Consider the following 19,142-nt stretch of genomic DNA (forward strand, 5'->3'; position numbering starts at 1 on the left):
CCTGCCCGTCCCATGACAGCCGTACGATGTGAGGCTAGAGCGAGCAATAATCCCGAAGGGCTATGTCTTTAGGCATAGGGATCGGTAACTCATCACCGGCGCGCCATTAGCGACGTCCCGGACTATCCCAGCCTTGCCCGAGCCTTCGCCGTCCAGGCGTTGAACAGCCGGTCGGCGACGATGCCGATGAAGGCGATGGCCAGGCCGGCGACGATGCCGCGACCGGAATCGGCCTTGGACAGGGCGATGAACACCTCCTGGCCGAGATCGCGCGTGCCGACCATGGCGCAGATGATGATCATCGCCAGTGCCATCAGGATGGTCTGGTTGACGCCGAGCATTATCTCGGGCAACGCCAGCGGCAGCTGCACGCGAAAGAAGGTCTGGCGCCTGGTACAGCCGGAAACCTTCGCCGCCTCGATCAGCGCCGGCGGCACCTGCCGGATGCCGTGATTGGTGTAGCGGATGGCCGGCACCACGGCGAAGGCGACGGTGGCGATCATCGCGGTGACGTCGCCGACTCTAAATAGCATGACCACCGGAATGATGAAGCAGAACGACGGCAGCACCTGCAGCGTGTCGATGACCGGCGTGACGATCTTTTCGAAGCGGTCGCTGCGCGATGCCATCAGCCCGATCGGGATGCCGATCAGGCAGGCGATAAAGGCCGAGATGCCGCACAGATAGACCGTCGCCATGGTCTTTTCCCAAAGGCCAGTGACGGCGCAGAACGCTGTCAATGCCGCGACCAGGGCGGCGAGGCGCAAGCCGCCGAGCTGGTAGCCGGCAAGGCCGAGGAGACACACCGCGCCCAGCCACGGAAAGCCCTCGCAGAAGGCGCGCACCGGGTTCAGCACGTTGAGGATAAGCGCCACGCGGAACGCTTCGATCGTGTCGAAGAAGTTGATGGTGATCCAGTTCACCGCCGCCTTCCACAAAGGCGCGGTGGTGAAGGTGATCGCCTTCGGCACCGCGGCGAAGGCCGGCACGAACAGGCCGAGCAGCGTGGTGACGGCGAGGATGGCGACGGCCAGCGTCAGGTTGGGATAGCGCCGCCAGAAGCTGGTGCCGGGCTGATGGCGGACATTGCCCTTGGCGTGATTGTGGGCGATCGCCTGGCTCAGCCGGTCGAGTGCAATTGCCAGTGCGACGATCGCGAGGCCAGCTTCCATCGCCTCGCCGACCTTGAGCGCGCGCAACGCCAAAAGCACATCATAGCCGAGCCCACCGGCGCCGATCATCGAGGCGATGATCACCATATTGAGCGCCAGCATGATGACCTGGTTGACGCCGACCATCAATGTCGGCCGCGCCGACGGCAACAGCACCCGCCACAGTTTCTGCCGTGCCGTGCAGCCGGCCATCTCGCTGAAATCGTCGATCTCCGACGGCACCCGCGACAGGCCCAGCATCGTCGCCCGCACCATTGGCGGTGTCGCGAAAATTGCCGTCGCGATCATTGCCGAAACCGGGCTGTTGCCGAACAGAAGCAGCATCGGGATGAGATAGGCGAAGGTCGGGATCGTCTGCATCAGATCGAGGGCAGGGGAGATCAACAGCCTCTCCACCCAAGGCTTGCGCCATGCCCAGATGCCGGCGAACAGCCCGGTGACAATGCAAAACGGTACGGCGATCGAGATCAAGCCCAGCGTCAGCATGGCGCTGGTCCACTGCCCGAACAGCGCGGTGTAGAGAAAACAGCCGCCGACCAGCGCACCCAGCTTCCAGCCGCCGGCGGCGCGCCCCGCAAGGTAGGCGGCAGCGCAGACGCCGACCCAGGACAGCCGCGGCAAGACGATCATATTCCCGCCATGGCCGATCTTGAAATTCTTGGCCAGAAGACTGAGCGCGAAATCGAGCGGCACGCCGAGCACCGCGGTGATCGAGCGGGTCAGCCAGGAGAAGTTCGACTTCACCCAGTTCATGAGCGCACTGACCCAGTCGGCGACAGGAACGGTCGAGTCGGCCGGGTAATTGACCGCCCAGGGCAGGCTTTCCTGCAGCAGGAAGACAATAAGCACGGCGGCGAGCGCGCAGGCCCAGATCGCCAGCCAGGTTTGAACCGGCCGGGGCCTCGCTGCGCTGGCGCTTGCCGTGACCGTCATGCGCCGGACCCACGACGCTCGATGCCTGCCAGAAGATCGATCACCGCTTGAGGCGTGACTTCGCCGATCGGCTTGCCGGTGCCGTTGACCACCGCGAACGGTTTGCCGGCGGAGACGATATCAGCCGAAAAACTTGATACCTTGGCATCCGGCGCGACCACACCGCCATGTTCGGCGCCGTCGCAGGCGCGCATCAGGCTGCGCGCCGATATCACCTTGGCGCGATCGACGTCGCGGGTGAATTCGGCGACATAGTCGGTCGCCGGGTTGACCACCAGCTCTTCCGGCGTGCCGATCTGGATGACCTCGCCGTCCTTCATGATGGCGATCCGGTCGGCCAGCCGGATGGCCTCGTCGAAATCATGGGTGATGAAGACGATGGTCTTGTGCAGCATGGTCTGCAGCCGCATCAGCTCGTCCTGCATCTCGCGGCGGATCAGCGGATCGAGGGCCGAGAACGGCTCGTCGAGGAACCAGATTTCCGGCTTCGTGGCGAGGCTGCGGGCGATGCCGACACGCTGCTGCTGTCCGCCGGAAAGCTCGCGCGGATAGAAATGCTCGCGGCCGCGCAAGCCGACCAGCTCGATGACCTCGCGAGCCCGCTTTTCGCGCGTCGGTCGGTCCTGCCCCTGGATGCCCAAGGGAAAGGCGATGTTCTCCAGTACGTCGAGATGTGGCAGCAAGGCAAAATTCTGGAACACCATGCCCATGCGATGGCGTCGCAGCTCGATCAGCGCGGCATCGGAAATCTTGAGCAGGTCCTTGCCTTCAAACTCGACCTTGCCGTGGGTCGGCTCGATCAGCCGTGACATGCAGCGCACCAGCGTCGATTTGCCGGACCCGGAAAGTCCCATGATGATGAAGATCTCGCCCTGGCGGATTTCGAGATCGACCGCGCGCACCGCGCCAACCAGTCCGGCCGCGGCGATGTCCGCCGTGCTGGCCTTGCCGTCGCGCCGGCGGATGAAATTGGCCGCGTCCGCCCCGAACAGCTTCCAGACATTGCGACAGGCAAGCTTTATCGGGCGGGCATCGTTGCCCGCTTTCGCCGCCTGTTCAATCGTATCGGTCATGCGATCGTCCTTCTGGAACACGGGATCGAGACCCGGCCACGAATGGCCGGGTCGTCGGATTTCCAGTCAGACGGTCACTCGGCCCAGGCTTTCCAGTCGGCTTCGTGGGCGGCGATCCAGGCGGCGGCGACGTCTTCCGGCGTCTTGCCTTCGAGATCGATCTGGCCGCTCATCTTGTTGAGCTCGTCGGTATCGACCGTATAGTTTTTCGCGACCTTGTAGGCGACCGGCCATTTGTCCTTCATCCCGGCCCAGGAATATTTCCAGATCTCGCCATGCGGCTTACCGCAGTCATATTTCGCGTCGGGGTTCACACCCCATTTCGGGTCGGTGTAGCACTCTGTCGTATAGTCAGGGAATTCGACCCATTCGCCCTTGTATTTGGCCGGCGCCCAATGCGGCGAATAGATCCACAGCATGATCGGCGCCTTGCGCTGATAGGCCGAGTCCAGTTCGGCGAACATCGCCGCATCGGTGCCGGCATGGATGACGGTGAAGGGCAGTTTCAGCGCCTCGACGCGTTCGTCGTCAAAACCTTCCCATGTCACCGGGCCGCCGAGATAGCGCCCCTTCGGTGTGGTTTCGGCCGTCGAAAAGGCCTCGGCGCATTTCGGGTCCTTCAGCGCCTCCCAGTTCGGCAGGCCGGGGCATTTCTCTTTCATATATTCGGGAAACCACCATTCTTCCTTGGCCTTGGGTCCGAGCTTGCCGAGGCGTTCGGTCTGGCCCGTCGCGTCCGAGGCCTTCATCGCCTCGCCGGCCGTCGTGTCCCAGAATTCCAGGCCGACATCGATGTCGCCATTGGTCAGGCCGGTGGTCAGGCTGGAGAGATAGTCGGCGGTCGGATACTCGACGGTGTAGCCGAGCTTTTCGAGGATGCCGCCGAGGATCTTGGCGTTCAGATTGACGCTGGTCCAGTCGAACAGCGCGATCTTGATCGGGTCGTTGGATTCCGGCGCCGCCGCATAGGCCGAAGGTGTCAGTGCACTTGCGGCGACAAGTGTTAAGGCTCCCATTGAGAAATTCGAAATCATGCTCCGAAGTGACATGCTTGTTCTCCTGTCAAGCTCTGGTGGAAATTATCGTTAGTTCCCTTCTTGCGTCTTTTTTTGATTGTGTTGGAAAAGCTGGTCGTTGCGCAAGGCCGTAGGCGCCACAATGCTGCCGAAGCGGATGCCGGCGCAAAACGGGGTGGTGCCCAAATTGGTGAAGATGTGGCGCGGGACCGGCCGCGTCATGACTGCTGAAGGATTGCTGCCGAAGCAGTCATCCGCGGATCGATCGCCGGTCTTGAGGTAAAAACCATCAAAGTCCCATGATCTCGGCTGTTGGCTCGGCAACTCGCCCAGAGCCACTTTCATGAGATGAAATTATATATACCAACGTTCATGTCGCGCAACGATTAACGCCGGTGCCAATTTCACGGCCCGTCTTTTTGCATGGACCCGTAGATGGGTTTGAAAAAAGCCAAGGTTGCCAGTCATCCCTTATGCGAGCCGCGAGGCCAGGGTACCGATACAATGCAGCAGACCAAAGCGCCTTACTTCTTTGCGAACCGCGGTATCGCCACCGGCTTCTGACCTTTTCAACACCAGATCATATCCGAGGCTTTCATGACCCTGAACAGACTGCGCATCGCCGTGCTCTTTGGTGGACGTTCCGCCGAGCATGACGTTTCGGTGCTTTCAGCAACCAATGTCATGCGGGCTCTGCTGCCCGCCAAATACGATGCCGTCCCAATCTTCGTCACGCGCGAAGGACAGTGGCTGCTGAGCAGCTTCCAGGATGGTACGCTCGCAAAACCTGCGGGCGGCACGCAAGTTTGCCTCGTTCCGGGTGGGCGCGGACGGATGATGGCGATCCCGGCCGACGGCACGCCCTATGATCTGCCAAAGATCGACATCCTGTTTCCCGTCCTGCACGGCCCTCATGGCGAAGACGGCTCGGTACAGGGGGTGGCCGGGGTGGCTCTGGTGCCGCTCGCCGGCTGCGGCATCCTGGGTTCAGCAACCGCGCTGGACAAGGATATCGCCAAGCGGCTCCTGAAAGCGGCGGGGCTGCCAATCGCGCGCTCAGTGACGATCCATGAAGGTGCGGCACCCGCCCTCGCTACACTGGAAAGCGAACTCGGCCTGCCGTTCTTCATCAAACCGGCGCGTCAGGGATCGTCTGTCGGCGTCAGAAAGATCAATGCCAGCCAGGAATTCGATGGAGCGCTTGCTGAAGCCTTCCGGCACGATTGCAAGCTGTTGGCCGAGGAATTCATTCGTGGGCGCGAGGTCGAATATAGCGTGCTGGAGGACCCGGCAGGCGACCTGTTCGTCTCGCGGCCAGGCGAGATCGTGCCGGCGGAAAGCCACGGTTTCTACAGCTACGATGCCAAATACATCGACGAGAACGGCGCGGTGCTGAAAGTGCCGGCCGAACTGCCGCCGGAGGTCGAGGCAAGCATGCGGGATGTAGCCGCAAGGGCTTTCAGAGCCGTCGGCTGTGACGGGATGGCGCGCATCGACTTCTTCCTGACACCGGACATGCAGTTCTTGGTCAATGAAATCAACACCATCCCCGGCTTCACCGATATCAGCATGTATTCCAAGGCAATGGCGGCAAGCGGCGTCAGCTATTCCGAAATCATCGACCGGCTCGTGGAACATGGATTGGCACGGGCGGGCCGAGCAGCCTGAACGCAGCGAAGCGGCTTTCATATCCCGGTCGATGGTACGTTGGCCCGCGCCGCCGCTCACGACATGATCAGGCCGCCATCAACATTGATGGTCTGGCCGGTGATGTAGGCTGCATCGTCACTGGCCAGAAAACTGACCAGGCCGGAGACATCCTCGCCGCTGCCGGCGCGGCCCATCGGGATGTTCTTCACCCATTCGGCCATCAGCTCGCCGGGCTTGTAGTCGCCCATCAACTTGCCCCATGCGGCATCGTTATAGGCCCACATGTCGGTGTCGATGATGCCGGGGCAGATCGCGTTGACGGTGATCTTCTCCTTGGCCACTTCCTTGGCGAGGCTCTGGGTGATGCCAACGACGCCGAATTTCGAGGCCGCATAATGCGGCGTGTAGATAAAACCCTGCCGCGCCTGGCCGGATGCGGTGTTGATCAGCCGGCCGCCATCGCCATGCTTGCGGATGCGCGCGATCGCCTCCTGGCAGCACAGGAACACGCCCTTGGTGTTGACCGCCATCACCTTGTCCCATTCGGCCTCGGTCATCGCCTCGATCCTGGCGATGGTGATGACACCGGCATTCTGTACGGAGATGTCGACGCGTCCGAACTGTTGCTCGGCCAGGTCGTAGAGGGCAACGACCTCGTCCTTCCTGGTCACGTCCATGCGCAGCGATGCGACCCTGGCGCCCGCAGCCTTCAGATCGGCGGCAACCTCGTCGACGCGCGCGTCGATGGCGCTGACGACGACCGCGGCACCTTCCGCCGCGAAGCGCCTGGCCATTGCCGCGCCGATGCCGCCGCTGGCGCCGGTGATGACCGCCGTTTTTCCCTGGAATCGCTTCTGCATCTTTTCTCCTACCAGCAGACGAAGCCGCCATCGACGATCAGGTCGATGCCGGTGACGAAACTCGCGGCGCGGCTGGCCAGGAACACGGTCGGGCCGACCATCTCTTCCGGCGCCGCCATGCGGCCCATCGGCGTATCGCGCTCGAAGATCCTGACCTGGTCGGCGACCTCCGGCCGCTTGTTCATCGGCGTCAGCGTGTAGCCGGGGCTGACGACGTTGACGCGCAGGCCGCGATCGGCCCATTCCATGGCGAGGCTCCTCGACATGTGGATGACCGCGGCCTTCGACGAATTGTAATGCGCCTGGGTCAGGCCGCGATTGACGATCGAGCCCGACATCGAGGCGATGTTGATGATCGAGCCCTTGCGCCGCGTCAGCATGGCGCGGGCCTCGGCCTGGCAGGACAGGAACACGCCGCTGACATTGACGTCATAGAGCTTCTGCCATTTTTCCAGCGACAGCGTCTCTGCCGGCTCAGCTCCGGCGATTCCGGCATTGTTGACGGCGACCGTCAGCGCGCCGAGTTCCGCCTCCGTACGCTCGATCGCGGCCGCGAGATCGGCCTCTGCAGTCACCGTGCCGGTCAGCACCAGTGCTTTGCGGCCCAATGCGGTGATCTGGTGTGCGGTCTCCTCCAGCCCGCCTTTGGAGGCGTGGCCGAAGCAAGCGATGTCGGCGCCGGCCTCGGCCAGCCCAATGGCGATTGCTTGCCCGATGCCGCTGCCGGCGCCTGTCACAAGTGCCACGTCACCATGAAGTTCGAATAGTTTCATCGTCGGTCCCTTTGCTCCAACCGCCGTCCTCCGGAAATAAAGGGGCGCCAACTCTGTTGCTGGCGCCCCGCGCGGTCTGGTGCCTGGGAGGATACCACCTGCTGCGCTTTGTTTCGATGGGCTGTCCTAGCTCGTGGCGAGTTCCATCACAGCGACATTGCTTGCTTCGCTGCGGTCAAGAATGCCGCGTTGCCGGCCGCGGCTCAGCACCAGCACACGATGCGACAGGCCGAGCACTTCCTCGAGGTCGGAGCTCACGACCACCACCGCCATGCCGGAACGGGCAAGGTCGGCGATGACATCATAGATCGCGGCGCGTGCACCGACGTCGATGCCGCGCGTCGGCTCGTCCAGAATGAAAACCTTGGGCGGGCGCGACACCCATTTGGCAATGATCACTTTCTGCTGGTTGCCGCCGGAGAGCTTGCTGACCGCCTGGTTCGGCCGTCCCTTGACGCCGAGCCGGCGAATACCAGCCTCGGCGAATTTCTGCACCGCCTTCGGGAACACCCAGCCATTCGGCGCGACATGGTCGAAATTGCCGATCGCCAGGTTCTCGCCGATCGTCTGGTCGAGCACCACGCCTTGCGCCTTGCGGTCTTCCGGTACCAGAACGACGCCGGCCTTGATCGCCGCCGCCGGGCCATTGAGATGCACCGGCTTGCCGGCGACGCGCACCGATCCCGATGAGATCGGATCGGCACCGGCGATCGCCCGCACCAGCTCCGTGCGTCCGGCGCCGATCAGCCCGGCAATGCCGAGGATTTCGCCGGCCCGCACCGAAAAGCTGACATTTTGGAAGCTGCGTTCCGGCGAGGACAGGTTCTCGACCTCGAGCAGCGTGTCGTTGCCCGGCGCCGATACCGTAGGGAACATCCGCTCGACACTGCGGCCGACCATCTGCTCGACGACAGTGCGCACCGGAATGTCGGCGCGCTCGTGCCGGGCGACGATGCGCCCGTCGCGCATCACCACCACGCGGTCGGCGATTTGGGCGATCTCGTCCAGCCGGTGGCTGATATAGATGAAGGACATGCCTTCCGCCTTGAGCTTGCGGATCTGCTGGAACAGAAGTTCCGTCTCCTCGCCGCCGAGGGCTGCCGTTGGTTCGTCGAAGATCAGCAGCTCGGCATTGAGCGTCAGCGCCTTGGCGATCTCGACCTGCTGCTGGGCGGCGATACGCAGCGTGCGCACCTTGCGCTCGGGCGAGACATCGAGGCCGAGACGCTTCAACTGGGCCGATGCCCGTGCATTCATTGCCGCGCGGTCGATGCGGCCGCCACGCATCGGCAGGCGCCCGACATAGACGTTTTCGGCGACCGACAGATCGGGCAAGAGCTTCAGCTCCTGATGGATCATGCCGATGCCGGCGTCGATCGCCGCTGCAGGATTGGCGGGGGAATAAGGGTTCCCCCGCCAGGTGATGGTGCCGGCATCGGGCTTGGTCGACCCGGCGATGATGTTTGAGACAGTCGATTTGCCGGCGCCGTTTTCGCCAAGTAGCGCCACGACCTCGCCCGGCCGCACCTCGAAGCTCGCATCGGCCAGGACCTGTACCGGCCCGTAGCTCTTGCAGAGGCCGCTGACGACGAGCCCGCTATGGAGGCTGTGCGTGTGGCGAGGATCGGTGGACATCGTTGCGCTCGTCGACTGCCGGACTGGTCTCAATCAGGGATGCTTGGCGATGAACTGCTCGACATTGTCCTTGGTGGTCAGCGTCGCATCCTGCAGCTGTTCGGCGGGAATGGTCTCGCCGGCCACCAGCTTGATTGCTGCATCGACGGCAAGCCGGCCCATGCCTTGGGTCTGCTGCGTCGCGGTCACGTCGAAGACGCCGTCCTTCAGTGCCTTGAGCGCCGCCACGTCACCGTCGAAGCCGGCAACCCAGACCTTGTGGCCGGGATTGGCGACCTTGACGGCCTGCGCCGCACCGAGCGCCAGCGCATCGGCCTGGCCGATGACGATCGACACATCGGGATGCGACTGCAACAAATCCTGCGTCAGCTTGAAGCCTTCGTCCTGGTGCCAGCCTTCGCTCCACAATTCGCCGACCACCTTGATGTCGGGATAGCCCTTCAACGCTTCGCCGCAGCCTTTCGAGCGGTCGACCTCGGGCGTCGTACCCTTCTGGCCGTGGATGATGATCAACTCGCCCTTGCCGCCGGCCTGCTTGGCGATGTAGTCGCAAACCGCCTTGGCCGATGCCACGCTGTTGGTGGCGATGAAGGTGTCGCCGGGTGCGCCGTCGGCGTTGCGGTCGACATTGATGACCGGGATGCTGGCAGCCTTGGCGGTCTTGGTCGGCACGGTGGCGGCTGTGGCGCCGGCCGGAATGTAGATCAGCGCATCGATGTTCTGCGTGATCAGGTCCTGCACCTGGCTGACCTGGGTCGCCGAATCGCCCTTGGCGTCGACGGTGACGACCTCGATGCCCTTTTCCTTGCCGTAGGCTTCGACGGACTGCTTGATCTGGTTGAAGAAGTCGGCCTGCAGATTGGCGACGGCGAGGCCGAGCTTCTTGGCCTCTTTGGCCGAGGCCATGTCGGACAGACCAAGCAGCGGGATGACGGCCGCGGCGGCAAGCAGCAATGAACGTTTGGTCAGCATGTTTATTCCTCCGTTGATGTTCAATCTGTCCTGCCCGCGCATCGCGGCGCCCCTTGGCCGAACAACTCCCAGTTTCGGATCACCGATCCGTTTTCGCCCGAATATCCGGGTGAATCTCATTGAGCCCAATTCTTCATTGTGCCCCATTCTTCATTGTGCTCGGCGGCGCCAGGTGTCGGTGGCCACCGCCAGCGCGATCACCACGCCGATAACCACTTGCTGGATGAAGGGCGACACGCCGAGCAGGTTCAGCCCGTTGCGCAGCACGCCGATAATGAGGACGCCGATGGCGGTGCCGCCGATCGAACCGACGCCGCCCGACAGGCTGGCGCCGCCGATCACCACTGCCGCGATCGTGTCGAGTTCGTAGCCGAGGCCGGAGCTTGGCTGGACGGAATCGAGCCGGGCGGCAAGCACGATGCCGGCGAGACCGGCGAGCACGGCGCAGATCGCATAGACCCAGTTGGTCAGCGACTTGACCGGTATGCCGGAAAGCCGGGCGACTTCGGCGCTGCCGCCGATTGCGTAGAGGCTGCGTCCGGTGGCGCGATAATTCAGGAAGATCGCGAAAATGACGGCAAGCACGATCATCAGCCCGACGGTGACCGACAGGAAGCCGAAATGGCGGATGATCGACAGGCTGGTGAACCAGTCGGGAAAGCCGACGATCTGCGAGCCGTCGGTGATCATGTTGGCGAGACCGCGCGCCACCGACATCATCGCCAACGTGGCGATGAAGGGCGGCAGCTTGGTGACCGTCACCAGCAGGCCCGAAACCAGCCCGCAAAGACCAGCGACGACGAGGGCTGCGGCGATGCCGACCGGCAGGCCGAGATTGAGATAGTCCGGATGGGCGACGAAGCCCATCACCATGGAAGCCAGCGCCAGCACCGAGCCGACGGACAGGTCGATGCCGCCGATCAGGATGACCAGCGTCATGCCGATCGCCATGATGCCGAGCACGGTGACCTGGTCGAGCACGTTGAGGATGTTGCGGACAGTCAGGAAGGTGTCGGTAGTCAGCGAGAGCGCCAGGCACAGCAGAACCAGCCCGATCAGCGGGCCCATGGTTCCGGCAAAGACAGCCGAAAACCTTGTGCCCGCCGTAGCCTGCGCGCCAGAGCCTGCCTTCAACTCGCTTGCGTCGTTGCTCACAGCCACTTTGTCTCCTCCACAGCAATCCGGCGCTGCATCACCGGGCCACTTTGTTCACCAGGCCCCTCCCTGTGAACAATTTATCTTTAGTATGCAATTTTGTTCAGCTAAACTGTTCGTCGGAAAATTGTCAAGGCCTGCCGCTTCATTCGACGACGGGTTTGCGCTGTCCGCCGGTTTGCCTTACGCAAGGTCTCCGAAATCTTGGGCATTTCGAAGTCGCCGGATTGGAATATCGTGAGCAGAGCCGGCGGCTGCGGCAAGGCAAACAGATGACGATCGTAGAGAACGAAAGAGCCTCGCGCTTCCCCGACGCCGAACTCAAGGCCCGCGCCGCCTGGCACTATTATGTCGAGGGCCTTACACAGGAGCGGATTTCCGAAATTCTCGGCGTCGGCCGCATCAAGGTGCATCGCATTCTCTCCGCCGCCCGCGAAGAGGGTGTCGTCCAGTTCCGCATCCGCGACAGCGTCGTCGAATGTGTGATTTTGGAGGAAAGCCTGAAGCAGCGGTTCGGCCTCAGCCAAGCTGTTGTGGTACCGTCGGCGGCCGACCGAAGCAACGCGCCGCTGATGATCGGCCACGCCGCCGCCGCCTACCTGGCCGACCACGTGAATGCCGGCGATGTTATCGCACTGGGCTGGGGGCGGACACTGAAATTCGCCATCAATGAATTGCCGCGGCGGCCCATCGCCAGGACGACGGTAGTTTCGATGCTTGGCGGCCTGACCCATGCCCAGCCGCTCAACCCGACAGAAAGCGCCTGGGATTTCGCCGAAAAGATCGGTGCGGAGTGCTTCCTGCTGCCGGTGCCGGTCTATGCCGACAGGCCGGAGCAGCGCGACGCTTTCATGAGCCAGCGCAGCGTTCAGGACGTCGTCTTCCGAGCACGCCGGGCAAACATCGCCGTGCTCAGCGTCGGCTCGTTTTCCAACGACAGCCCGATCGCCAATTACGGCTTCATCAAGCCCAGCGAACTCGAGGAACTGCAGGCGGCCGGCGCCGTCGGCGATATTCTGTGTCATTTCATCGACGCCGAGGGCCGCCCGGTCGACCACGAGGTCAACCGCCGCGTCTGTGCCTATCCGCTGCAGGATCTATCGGATATCCCGAGCATCATCCTGGTGTCGGGAGGCAGCGAGAAGGTTGCGGTGATGCGGGCTGCACTCGCCAACACCAAGGTATCGGTTCTGATCACCGACGAAGACGCGGCCAAGGGCCTGCTCAACCGCTAATGCATGTCGCGCAAAAGTGTGCAGCGGTTTTGCGGTAACGACATGCATCAAAACAAGAATCTAAAGCGCATCGCATGAGGCCGGTCGAACGCGACGCGCTTTAGATCCGGCTGAGAGCGCCGAGGCGGGTGTGGATGTCGCGCGTCGCCTGATAAAGATCGCGGTAGATTGCCTTGCGGTCGCGATAGCCGGCGACAAGTCCGTCGACCGGATCGACATGCCTGGTGGGAGTGGCGGCCATTGCCTTCGCGGCGGCTTCCGGCGAGGCAAACCAGCCGACGGCGGCAGCCGCCAGCATGGCAGCGCCGAGTGCGGCGGCCTCGTTGACCGGCGAAACCGAGAGCGGCCGCTCGAGCACGCTTGCCATGATCTGCATGAGCAGCGCGCAATTGGTGCCGCCGCCCGCGGCAATTATCGCTGCCGGTCTGCCGCCGGCCCGGGCTTCCATGGCCTCGGTGGCAACGGCCTGCTCGAAGGCGATGCCTTCCAGGACAGCGCGGAAGAGATGCTCCGGCCGGTGGTCCAGCGACAGGCCGACAATGGCGCCGCGTGCCGCACCGTCCCAATACGGGCTCATGACGCCGGCCCAATAGGGCATGATGAGCAGGCCCTCGCTGCCCGCGGCAACATCCAGCGCAGCTTTCTCCAGCGCTGCCGCCGACGGCGAACCGGTCGTGCGAACGATCCAGTCGACCAGCTGCATGCCCGAGCGCAGCACGGTCTCCAGCATGAAACCGGACCCGGTCGGCGAGACCAGCGTTCGAAAGGCGTCCGAGGTTTTCACCTTGCCGGAATAGCAGCCGCTGACCACGCCGGAGCCGAGCGAGAGATAGCTCTTGCCCTCGCCATAGACACCCATGCCGAGGCCCATAGCTTGCCCGTCACCCGCTCCTGCCACAACCGGCGTGCCAGCCTCCAGGCCGGTCAGCTGCGCCGCGGTTGTGGAAAGCCCGCCGCAAATTGCGCCCGGCGCGACCAGCTCGGGCAATTGCTCCATCTGCAGTCCGGCGGCCGCAACGAGACGGGGATGCCAGGTACCTTTCTCGACGTCGAGCAACCCGAGCGGATCCGCACTTGCGGTGCTGGTGACCAATCGCCCGGTCAGCCGCTGAACGAAGAAGCCGTGCACGTCGACCGCCGCCGCTGCCTGGTGAAGCACCTGGGGCTGGTGTTCGGCAAGCCAGGCAATGGCGTAGAGCGCCGGCGTCGGGTCCGGCGGCTTGCCGCTCCAGTCGCGGATCGCCTCGCGGCCGAGTTCGGCCGAAAGCCTGATAACGTGAGGCCGGGCGCGTTCGTCGAGCCACAGGATCGCAGGGATAAGTGGGTTGCCGGCGCTGTCCACCAGCGTGAAGGTCTCGCGCTGGTGGGCAATGCAGATCGCCGCCACCCGCGCAGCGCCGACCGCCTCGGTGACCTGCTTCAATGCGCCAAGCAGCGCGGTCCACCAATGTTCGGCGTCCTGCTCGAAATGGCCAGGCTTCGGATTTGAAAGCGGATAGGCTTCGCGCGCCTGGAACAGCTCTTCGCCGTCGCGCGTGAAGGCAATTGCCTTCACGGCCGTGGTCGAGGCATCGATCCCGATTACGACATCGTCCATCAGGCGGAGATCCGGCGGGGTCAGGCTGCGTTGGTAGCGAACCGTCCGTCCGATTGGTCGAGACGGCGGCGGATCTGGGTTATCACCATCGAATCGTCGGGTACACAATTTTCATAGGTCAGGAAGTCGCCGGTCTTGAGCGGCTTGACCACCTTGGCGCGTTCGGCAAGGCCGAGCGGCAGGGCGCCGCGGGCGCGAGCATCGTCCCACGTCATGGCGAAGCCGCGATAGTCGTTCTCGCCGATCATGCCGAGCGACTGGCCAACACCAAGATCGCTCTTGGCAACCGCCACCGCCTCGGCGACCGGACGGTCGAGCGGCTCCATGTCGGCGCGCTTGTAGACCACCGCGCGCGCCGCCGACAGCGGCACTTCCAGGCTGGTCAGATGATAGGGCCGGAAGATCGTGAAATAGGGGCCTTTGCCGACCTTGAGGTCGATCATGCGCTCCAGCACGCGCGGATGCCGGGTCTCGATGATGCAGAACACGCCGGGCGCGACGCCTTTGCCGATGGAATAGTCGACCACGCCCTTGCGATGCAGCACGCCGCCATTCTCGCGCGGGCAGAGCACGCTGGCCAGTTCCTCCAGCGTCGCGGTTGGGCCGTGCATGCCCGGCACGTCGGGCACCAGCCCGGTCGCATTGGCGATCGCCACCATTTCGATCGCCGTCTTCGAGCCGTCGACGAATTCGACCAGCATGCGCGCATTCATGTTGCGCTCGGCCGCCTCCTTCTCGTAGTCGGCCGGCATGGCGTCGATCTTCAGCGGATTGTTCTTGCCCTTGCCGGCGGCGATGATGTTGAAGCCGAGGCTTTTGGCAAAGCCGATGATCTCCAGCGTGCAGGCGGGCTCGTCGCCGGCCGCACCGGTATAGACGACGCCAGCCTTGCGTGCCTCCTCCTTGAGGAAGCGGCCGATGGTGATGTCGGCCTCGACATTGAGCATGACGATGTGCTTGCCATTCTTCATCACTTCGAGCGCGAACAGCGTGCCGATATTGGGATTGCCCGTCGCGTCGATGATGACGTCGATACGGCCGGCCGCCGCCAGCGCATGCAAATCTTCGGTCACCGCGATCTTGCCGGCCTCGATGGCGCGGTCGATCGCCGCCGCATTGCCGGCCTGGACGATGTCGGAACGGTCGTGGCCAGCGAGCAGCGCCGCGTCGATCGCTGCCTGCGGCCTGACTTCGGAGATGGCGCCGATCCGCATGCCCGGCATCAGCGCGACCTGGACGACGATGTCGGTGCCCATCTGCCCGGCGCCGGCAAGCCCGATGGTGATCGGTCCCTGCTGTTCAGCGCGCTGCAGAAGTTCCGCTGCAAATTGCGGATGGGACATGTCGCTTCCTCCAGTTCCTGACGCGCCGCAGCGTCCAAATCAGTTTTGAACATTTCTATTTCCAAATGAAAAATATTTCAACCGGCAATTGGGCATTGTCGCTCTGCAATCGGCCGAAGACGATTGGATGAGCGGTCAATCCACACGGCCGTGCCTCTGCAGTCAGAAGGACGCGGCATATTCAGGTCGATTGGGTGCAGCCTTATTGCGCTCAGCTGCCGATCTCGAAGAAGGGCGCGCCGAGCAGGTCGGGAACGACATCGATGCCAAGTCCCGGCCCGTCCGGAATGCCCATGCGGCTTCCCGAAACTGGCGGCATGTTGGATGCGGTGCGCACCGTCACCCATTCGTGAAAGGCGATGGCGTGCAGCCGGCGCTCCTCCGGCGTCGACAGCGACAGATGCGCCATGGCCGATGTGTCGATCTCGGCGCCGCCAGTGTCCTCGACCGTGATCATGAAGCCCAGGTCGACGGCAAGGTCGCGGATCTGGCGCGTTTTGGTTACTCCTCCGAGCCGCGAGATCTTCAGCGTCAGCCCGTCGGCGGCGCCCTTGCGATGGATGTCGAGCATATCATCCAGCGAGGCGACGGATTCGTCGAGCACCATCGGCTTGTCGAGCGAGCGGCGCACCGACAGACATTCGTCGATCGTCGTGCAGGGCTGCTCGAACGTATAGTCGATGGTGCGCGTCGCATCCACGAACTGGCGCGCCTGGTAAGGGGTCCAGCCGGCATTGGCGTCGCAGAAGATGACGGTGCCTTTCGGCACCGCGGCGGCAACGGCTGTGACGCGTTCGATGTCGTCATGGACGTTGCCGCCGACCTTGACCTGCAGCCGGTGAAATCCTTGGTCGACGATGTGCTTGGCGAGTGCTGCCATCGCGTCGACCGTGCCGTGGGTGACGACCTTGTAGAGTTCGGCAGTCTCGCTTTCGCGTCCGCCAAGCAGTGTCACCAGCGGCACGTCGGCGGCGCGCGCCGCAAGATCCGAGCACGCCATGTCGAGCGCCGACTTGATGTAGGGATGGCCCTTGAACACGGTATCCATCAGCCTGTTGATACTGGCAAGCCCGCGTGGATCATGGCCGATGAGATACGGCGCGATCTCGACGACACCGGCGCGCGTACCGGCGGCGAAGGCCGGCGAATAGAAATTGCCGAGCGGCGCCATCTCGCCCCAGCCGGTGAGCCCGCTATCGGCGGTGACGGCGACGATCACCGCGTCGAACGCATCGGCGACGCGCCCCTTGGACATACGATAAGGCCCGTCAACGAAGGGCTGGACGACATGGTAGGCTTCAATGGTTTTGATCTGCACGTTTTCTGTCCGTTATCTGCGATATTAAGGGTGGCCCACCAAACTTATCGGGCTCATCAGGCGGTTTCGGGCCGGCCGCGGGTCAGACTTGCACGACTAGCGTCATTTGAGCCGCGTTGCTCCAGCCCGCGCGCATAGGCGAGCAATGCCTCGAAATCGAAATCGATGTGCTCCTTGGCATGGCGCTGGGCGGCGCGCATGTCGGTGCCCTTGAGCAGCCGCACATAGGTCTCGTGAGCATCTTCGGCAGGCACCGGCTCGTTGCGCGCCCGCTGGTGCAACGCGAAGTACATCTGCAGCCGGCTGGTCAGCCGTTGCCACGTTTCAAGCAGCACCGAATTGTCGGCCCATTCGTGGATCAGGCCATGCAGTTGCAGCGCCGTTTCGATCTGCCGCGTCGTGTCCAGTTCGCGCGTCGCCTGCTTCACCGCCGCATGGCGCCGGTCGAGTTCGTCGAAGAAGCGCTGGTCGCGAAGCGACCAGGTCCGCGCGATGGCGAATTCGTCCAGCACCTTGTTGAGCGAATAGGCATCGTCGATATCCTTGGCGGTAACGTCGATGACGAAGGTTCCGGCGTAGGGGATGCTGGTCAGGATGCCTTCCTGCACCAGTTCGCGCATCGCCTCGCGCAGCGGCGCGCGGCTCACCCGCATCTGCTCGGAAATCCTGAGTTCGTTGAGCTTCTGCCCCGGCTCCAGCTGGCCGGTCAGGATCGCCCGCCGGAGCAGCGCGACGATCTCTGCCCTGCGTGTCGTATCGGCGATCGGATTGAAATCCAGCTTTGCCATCCGGCTGCTCCAGGAGACCAAAAGCGACACAAGCAGATTGTCGACAATCTAACAAGAGGAATTTCTGGATTGTCGATCCTGCATGACATTGGCGCTCTTCCGGCCTCAGCCAGCCTGGCCACGCAAGCCTTCCCGCTCGCCTCGCTGAGCGTCAGCTGGCTTCTCGCAGCGGGAAACGGACTGGTGCGTAGCCTTCGCAATGTCCATTGACGACTGGGAAGCTTTGTGTCACTAGCAGTGACATGAATTCACAAATGATGACTCAGAAATACGAGAGCCCGCTGCGGGCAGAGCAGGCGCAGGCGACGCGCGAGCGCATCCTCGCGTCCATTCGAACGATCCTGGAGCAAAATCCATACAGCCTCCTTGGCTTCGATGAGGTTGCCGAGGTTTCGGGCGTGAACCGAAGGACGATCTTCCGCCACTTCCCGACGAAGGAAGCGCTTCTGGAAGCCTTTTGGGCCAGCACCAATGCCTCGCTGGGAGTGCGGTTCTGGCCTGAGCGGGAGCAGGATCTGATCGATCTTCCTCCCGACCTTTTCGCTTCGTTGGACGCAATCGAAGGCGTAGTCAGGGCCTCGCATGCGAGCGCTACCGGGCGCGAGATGCGCCTGCAAGCCAATGGTGAGCGGCAACGTGCCTTTCGGAGCAGCCTTTCGCAAGTCGCAAACGGAATGGACCCGAAGGCGGCGCGCCAGCTTGAGGCCGTGATCCAGCTCCTGTTCAGCGCCACTGCCTGGCAGACGATGAAAGACTACTGGGGTCTTACCGGCCGTGAGGCCGGAGAGGCAGCCGCCTGGGCAATTCGCGCCTTGCTCAATGCGGCAAAATCGCAGCAGGGCGCTGTTCGAAAGGGAAAAAGCAAGTGACTTGGCATAAGACCAAAGCGACGGTCCATCCGGCCGATTCGGTTCAAGGCTTCTGGGTGATGGGCGATCAGGTCGCTGTCCGGGCAAAGCTCGCTGGGACGGCACTCAACGTGATCGACGTCACGGTACCTCCTGGAAGCGGCACGCCGCCCCACACGCATCCTTCCGCGGAAATTTTCCGCATTCTCGAGGGCACTCTCACGATGTGGACGGTGATCGATGGTGTCGCGCAAGAATATGAGGTGGAACCCGGTGATGTCGTCACCATTCCGGGCAACGCGCCCCATGGCTATCGCAATGCTGGTCCCGTGCCGGTTATATTCATGGCGATCGTCGACGACGAGATGATCGCATTCTTCGAAGAGGCTGCATCCAAGGACGCGCCCTCCGGCCCGCCGACCGCTGACATGATTAACCGCGTGATCGAGCTTACCGGACGCCACGGAATCCAGATCCTGCAGGCGGCCTGACCGGCGAAACCGTTGCGCCAGGCTCAGGATTTGACCTGGACGACGGTGCCTTATGCCGCCTAAATCCAGCAGTCCATCCATCCAGGGTCGAAGCGGGCCTTCGCGCGAGTGCTACGTGCAGCCGCGACAAGCCGTCGGCTGGATGGATGGCTCGTTTGCTGATCCACAAACTGCTTTCACAGCTAGAGCGGTTCCCCCTTTGACGGAATCAAAGGGGATTCCAGATTTATCTGTTTTGTGATTCAAGATGCTGGCTGGAGTGGAGGCCAGCATCGGATGACCC

Annotated in this window: 18 protein-coding genes; 5 read left to right on the forward strand and 13 right to left on the reverse strand. The window is 63.1% G+C overall.

Features of this window, described 5'->3' with window-relative positions:
• Nucleotides 1-122: 122 nt before the first annotated feature.
• The 4 genes from NKH13_RS27240 to NKH13_RS27255 all read right to left on the reverse strand — a co-directional run bounded on the left by NKH13_RS27240 (nucleotide 123) and on the right by NKH13_RS27255 (nucleotide 4,539).
• Nucleotides 123-2,105 (reverse strand): ABC transporter permease, encoded by a 1,983-nt coding sequence (locus tag NKH13_RS27240; protein ID WP_352717956.1) that lies wholly within the window; start codon nucleotides 2,103-2,105, stop codon nucleotides 123-125.
• Complete coding sequence (locus tag NKH13_RS27245; protein WP_352915764.1) at nucleotides 2,102-3,178, reverse strand: quaternary amine ABC transporter ATP-binding protein; 1,077 nt, start codon at nucleotides 3,176-3,178, stop codon at nucleotides 2,102-2,104. The genes NKH13_RS27240 and NKH13_RS27245 overlap by 4 nt, the downstream gene beginning before the upstream one ends.
• 74 nt (nucleotides 3,179-3,252) lie before the next feature.
• Nucleotides 3,253-4,227, reverse strand: a complete 975-nt coding sequence (locus NKH13_RS27250; protein WP_352717960.1) for an ABC transporter substrate-binding protein — start codon at nucleotides 4,225-4,227, stop codon at nucleotides 3,253-3,255.
• A gap of 36 nt (nucleotides 4,228-4,263) precedes the next feature.
• Nucleotides 4,264-4,539: a hypothetical protein gene (locus NKH13_RS27255; RefSeq protein ID WP_352717962.1), complete on the reverse strand. Its 276-nt coding sequence runs from the start codon at nucleotides 4,537-4,539 to the stop codon at nucleotides 4,264-4,266.
• A 90-nt stretch (nucleotides 4,540-4,629) separates the two neighbouring features.
• Here NKH13_RS27255 and NKH13_RS27260 point away from each other — a divergent pair, with 90 nt between their 5' ends.
• A complete protein-coding gene (locus NKH13_RS27260; protein WP_352915767.1) occupies nucleotides 4,630-4,758 on the forward strand; it encodes a hypothetical protein in 129 nt (42 codons plus the stop codon).
• Nucleotides 4,759-4,791: 33 nt separating this feature from the next.
• Nucleotides 4,792-5,862: a D-alanine--D-alanine ligase family protein gene (locus NKH13_RS27265; protein ID WP_352915770.1), complete on the forward strand. Its 1,071-nt coding sequence runs from the start codon at nucleotides 4,792-4,794 to the stop codon at nucleotides 5,860-5,862.
• Nucleotides 5,863-5,918: 56 nt separating this feature from the next.
• Here NKH13_RS27265 and NKH13_RS27270 read toward each other — a convergent pair whose 3' ends face one another.
• From NKH13_RS27270 to NKH13_RS27290, 5 genes are all read right to left on the reverse strand, one after another.
• Nucleotides 5,919-6,704: an SDR family oxidoreductase gene (locus tag NKH13_RS27270; protein WP_352717966.1), complete on the reverse strand. Its 786-nt coding sequence runs from the start codon at nucleotides 6,702-6,704 to the stop codon at nucleotides 5,919-5,921.
• 8 nt (nucleotides 6,705-6,712) lie between these two features.
• Nucleotides 6,713-7,477 carry an SDR family oxidoreductase gene (locus tag NKH13_RS27275; RefSeq protein WP_352717968.1) on the reverse strand — a complete coding sequence of 255 codons (765 nt, stop codon included), beginning with the start codon at nucleotides 7,475-7,477 and terminating at the stop codon, nucleotides 6,713-6,715.
• Nucleotides 7,478-7,603: 126 nt separating this feature from the next.
• Complete coding sequence (locus NKH13_RS27280; protein ID WP_352717970.1) at nucleotides 7,604-9,112, reverse strand: sugar ABC transporter ATP-binding protein; 1,509 nt, start codon at nucleotides 9,110-9,112, stop codon at nucleotides 7,604-7,606.
• A 33-nt stretch (nucleotides 9,113-9,145) separates the two neighbouring features.
• The gene (locus tag NKH13_RS27285) at nucleotides 9,146-10,084 is read right to left on the reverse strand and encodes a sugar ABC transporter substrate-binding protein (protein ID WP_352717972.1); all 939 of its coding nucleotides are present in this window, start codon (nucleotides 10,082-10,084) and stop codon (nucleotides 9,146-9,148) included.
• Between the two features lie 150 nt (nucleotides 10,085-10,234).
• Nucleotides 10,235-11,245: an ABC transporter permease gene (locus NKH13_RS27290; protein ID WP_352717974.1), complete on the reverse strand. Its 1,011-nt coding sequence runs from the start codon at nucleotides 11,243-11,245 to the stop codon at nucleotides 10,235-10,237.
• A gap of 266 nt (nucleotides 11,246-11,511) precedes the next feature.
• On the opposite strand from NKH13_RS27290, the gene NKH13_RS27295 reads away from it, so the two are divergent.
• Nucleotides 11,512-12,474 (forward strand): sugar-binding transcriptional regulator, encoded by a 963-nt coding sequence (locus NKH13_RS27295; RefSeq protein ID WP_031211026.1) that lies wholly within the window; start codon nucleotides 11,512-11,514, stop codon nucleotides 12,472-12,474.
• Nucleotides 12,475-12,574: 100 nt separating this feature from the next.
• Here the strand turns inward: NKH13_RS27295 and NKH13_RS27300 are convergent, their stop codons facing one another.
• The 4 genes from NKH13_RS27300 to NKH13_RS27315 all read right to left on the reverse strand — a co-directional run bounded on the left by NKH13_RS27300 (nucleotide 12,575) and on the right by NKH13_RS27315 (nucleotide 17,520).
• Entirely contained in the window at nucleotides 12,575-14,071 is a 1,497-nt protein-coding gene (locus NKH13_RS27300) for a xylulokinase (protein WP_352717976.1), read from the reverse strand.
• Nucleotides 14,072-14,091: 20 nt separating this feature from the next.
• The gene (locus tag NKH13_RS27305) at nucleotides 14,092-15,414 is read right to left on the reverse strand and encodes an NAD(P)H-dependent oxidoreductase (protein WP_352717978.1); all 1,323 of its coding nucleotides are present in this window, start codon (nucleotides 15,412-15,414) and stop codon (nucleotides 14,092-14,094) included.
• Between the two features lie 211 nt (nucleotides 15,415-15,625).
• Nucleotides 15,626-16,732, reverse strand: coding sequence for a mandelate racemase/muconate lactonizing enzyme family protein (locus tag NKH13_RS27310; protein WP_352717980.1), 1,107 nt, complete (start codon nucleotides 16,730-16,732; stop codon nucleotides 15,626-15,628).
• A gap of 56 nt (nucleotides 16,733-16,788) precedes the next feature.
• Nucleotides 16,789-17,520, reverse strand: coding sequence for a GntR family transcriptional regulator (locus NKH13_RS27315; protein WP_352717982.1), 732 nt, complete (start codon nucleotides 17,518-17,520; stop codon nucleotides 16,789-16,791).
• 206 nt (nucleotides 17,521-17,726) lie between these two features.
• Here NKH13_RS27315 and NKH13_RS27320 point away from each other — a divergent pair, with 206 nt between their 5' ends.
• Entirely contained in the window at nucleotides 17,727-18,389 is a 663-nt protein-coding gene (locus NKH13_RS27320) for a TetR/AcrR family transcriptional regulator (protein ID WP_352717984.1), read from the forward strand.
• Between the two features lie 59 nt (nucleotides 18,390-18,448).
• On the forward strand, nucleotides 18,449-18,859 hold the full coding sequence (locus tag NKH13_RS27325) for a cupin domain-containing protein (RefSeq protein WP_292653907.1): 411 nt from the start codon (nucleotides 18,449-18,451) through the stop codon (nucleotides 18,857-18,859).
• Nucleotides 18,860-19,142: the final 283 nt, after the last annotated feature.

The organism is Mesorhizobium sp. M1348, assembly GCF_040317925.1.
Taxonomy (GTDB): domain Bacteria; phylum Pseudomonadota; class Alphaproteobacteria; order Rhizobiales; family Rhizobiaceae; genus Mesorhizobium.

Coding starts and splice junctions, on each gene's coding strand:
- NKH13_RS27295 (WP_031211026.1), top strand. CDS start 11,512: ATGACGATCGTAGAGAACGAAAGAGCCTCGCGCTTCCCCGACGCCGAA.
- NKH13_RS27255 (WP_352717962.1), bottom strand. CDS start 4,539: ATGAAAGTGGCTCTGGGCGAGTTGCCGAGCCAACAGCCGAGATCATGG.
- NKH13_RS27305 (WP_352717978.1), bottom strand. CDS start 15,414: ATGTCCCATCCGCAATTTGCAGCGGAACTTCTGCAGCGCGCTGAACAG.
- NKH13_RS27240 (WP_352717956.1), bottom strand. CDS start 2,105: ATGACGGTCACGGCAAGCGCCAGCGCAGCGAGGCCCCGGCCGGTTCAA.
- NKH13_RS27245 (WP_352915764.1), bottom strand. CDS start 3,178: ATGACCGATACGATTGAACAGGCGGCGAAAGCGGGCAACGATGCCCGC.
- NKH13_RS27275 (WP_352717968.1), bottom strand. CDS start 7,477: ATGAAACTATTCGAACTTCATGGTGACGTGGCACTTGTGACAGGCGCC.
- NKH13_RS27260 (WP_352915767.1), top strand. CDS start 4,630: ATGGGTTTGAAAAAAGCCAAGGTTGCCAGTCATCCCTTATGCGAGCCG.
- NKH13_RS27270 (WP_352717966.1), bottom strand. CDS start 6,704: ATGCAGAAGCGATTCCAGGGAAAAACGGCGGTCATCACCGGCGCCAGC.
- NKH13_RS27325 (WP_292653907.1), top strand. CDS start 18,449: ATGGGCGATCAGGTCGCTGTCCGGGCAAAGCTCGCTGGGACGGCACTC.
- NKH13_RS27280 (WP_352717970.1), bottom strand. CDS start 9,112: ATGTCCACCGATCCTCGCCACACGCACAGCCTCCATAGCGGGCTCGTC.
- NKH13_RS27315 (WP_352717982.1), bottom strand. CDS start 17,520: ATGGCAAAGCTGGATTTCAATCCGATCGCCGATACGACACGCAGGGCA.
- NKH13_RS27250 (WP_352717960.1), bottom strand. CDS start 4,227: ATGTCACTTCGGAGCATGATTTCGAATTTCTCAATGGGAGCCTTAACA.
- NKH13_RS27300 (WP_352717976.1), bottom strand. CDS start 14,071: ATGGACGATGTCGTAATCGGGATCGATGCCTCGACCACGGCCGTGAAG.
- NKH13_RS27265 (WP_352915770.1), top strand. CDS start 4,792: ATGACCCTGAACAGACTGCGCATCGCCGTGCTCTTTGGTGGACGTTCC.
- NKH13_RS27285 (WP_352717972.1), bottom strand. CDS start 10,084: ATGCTGACCAAACGTTCATTGCTGCTTGCCGCCGCGGCCGTCATCCCG.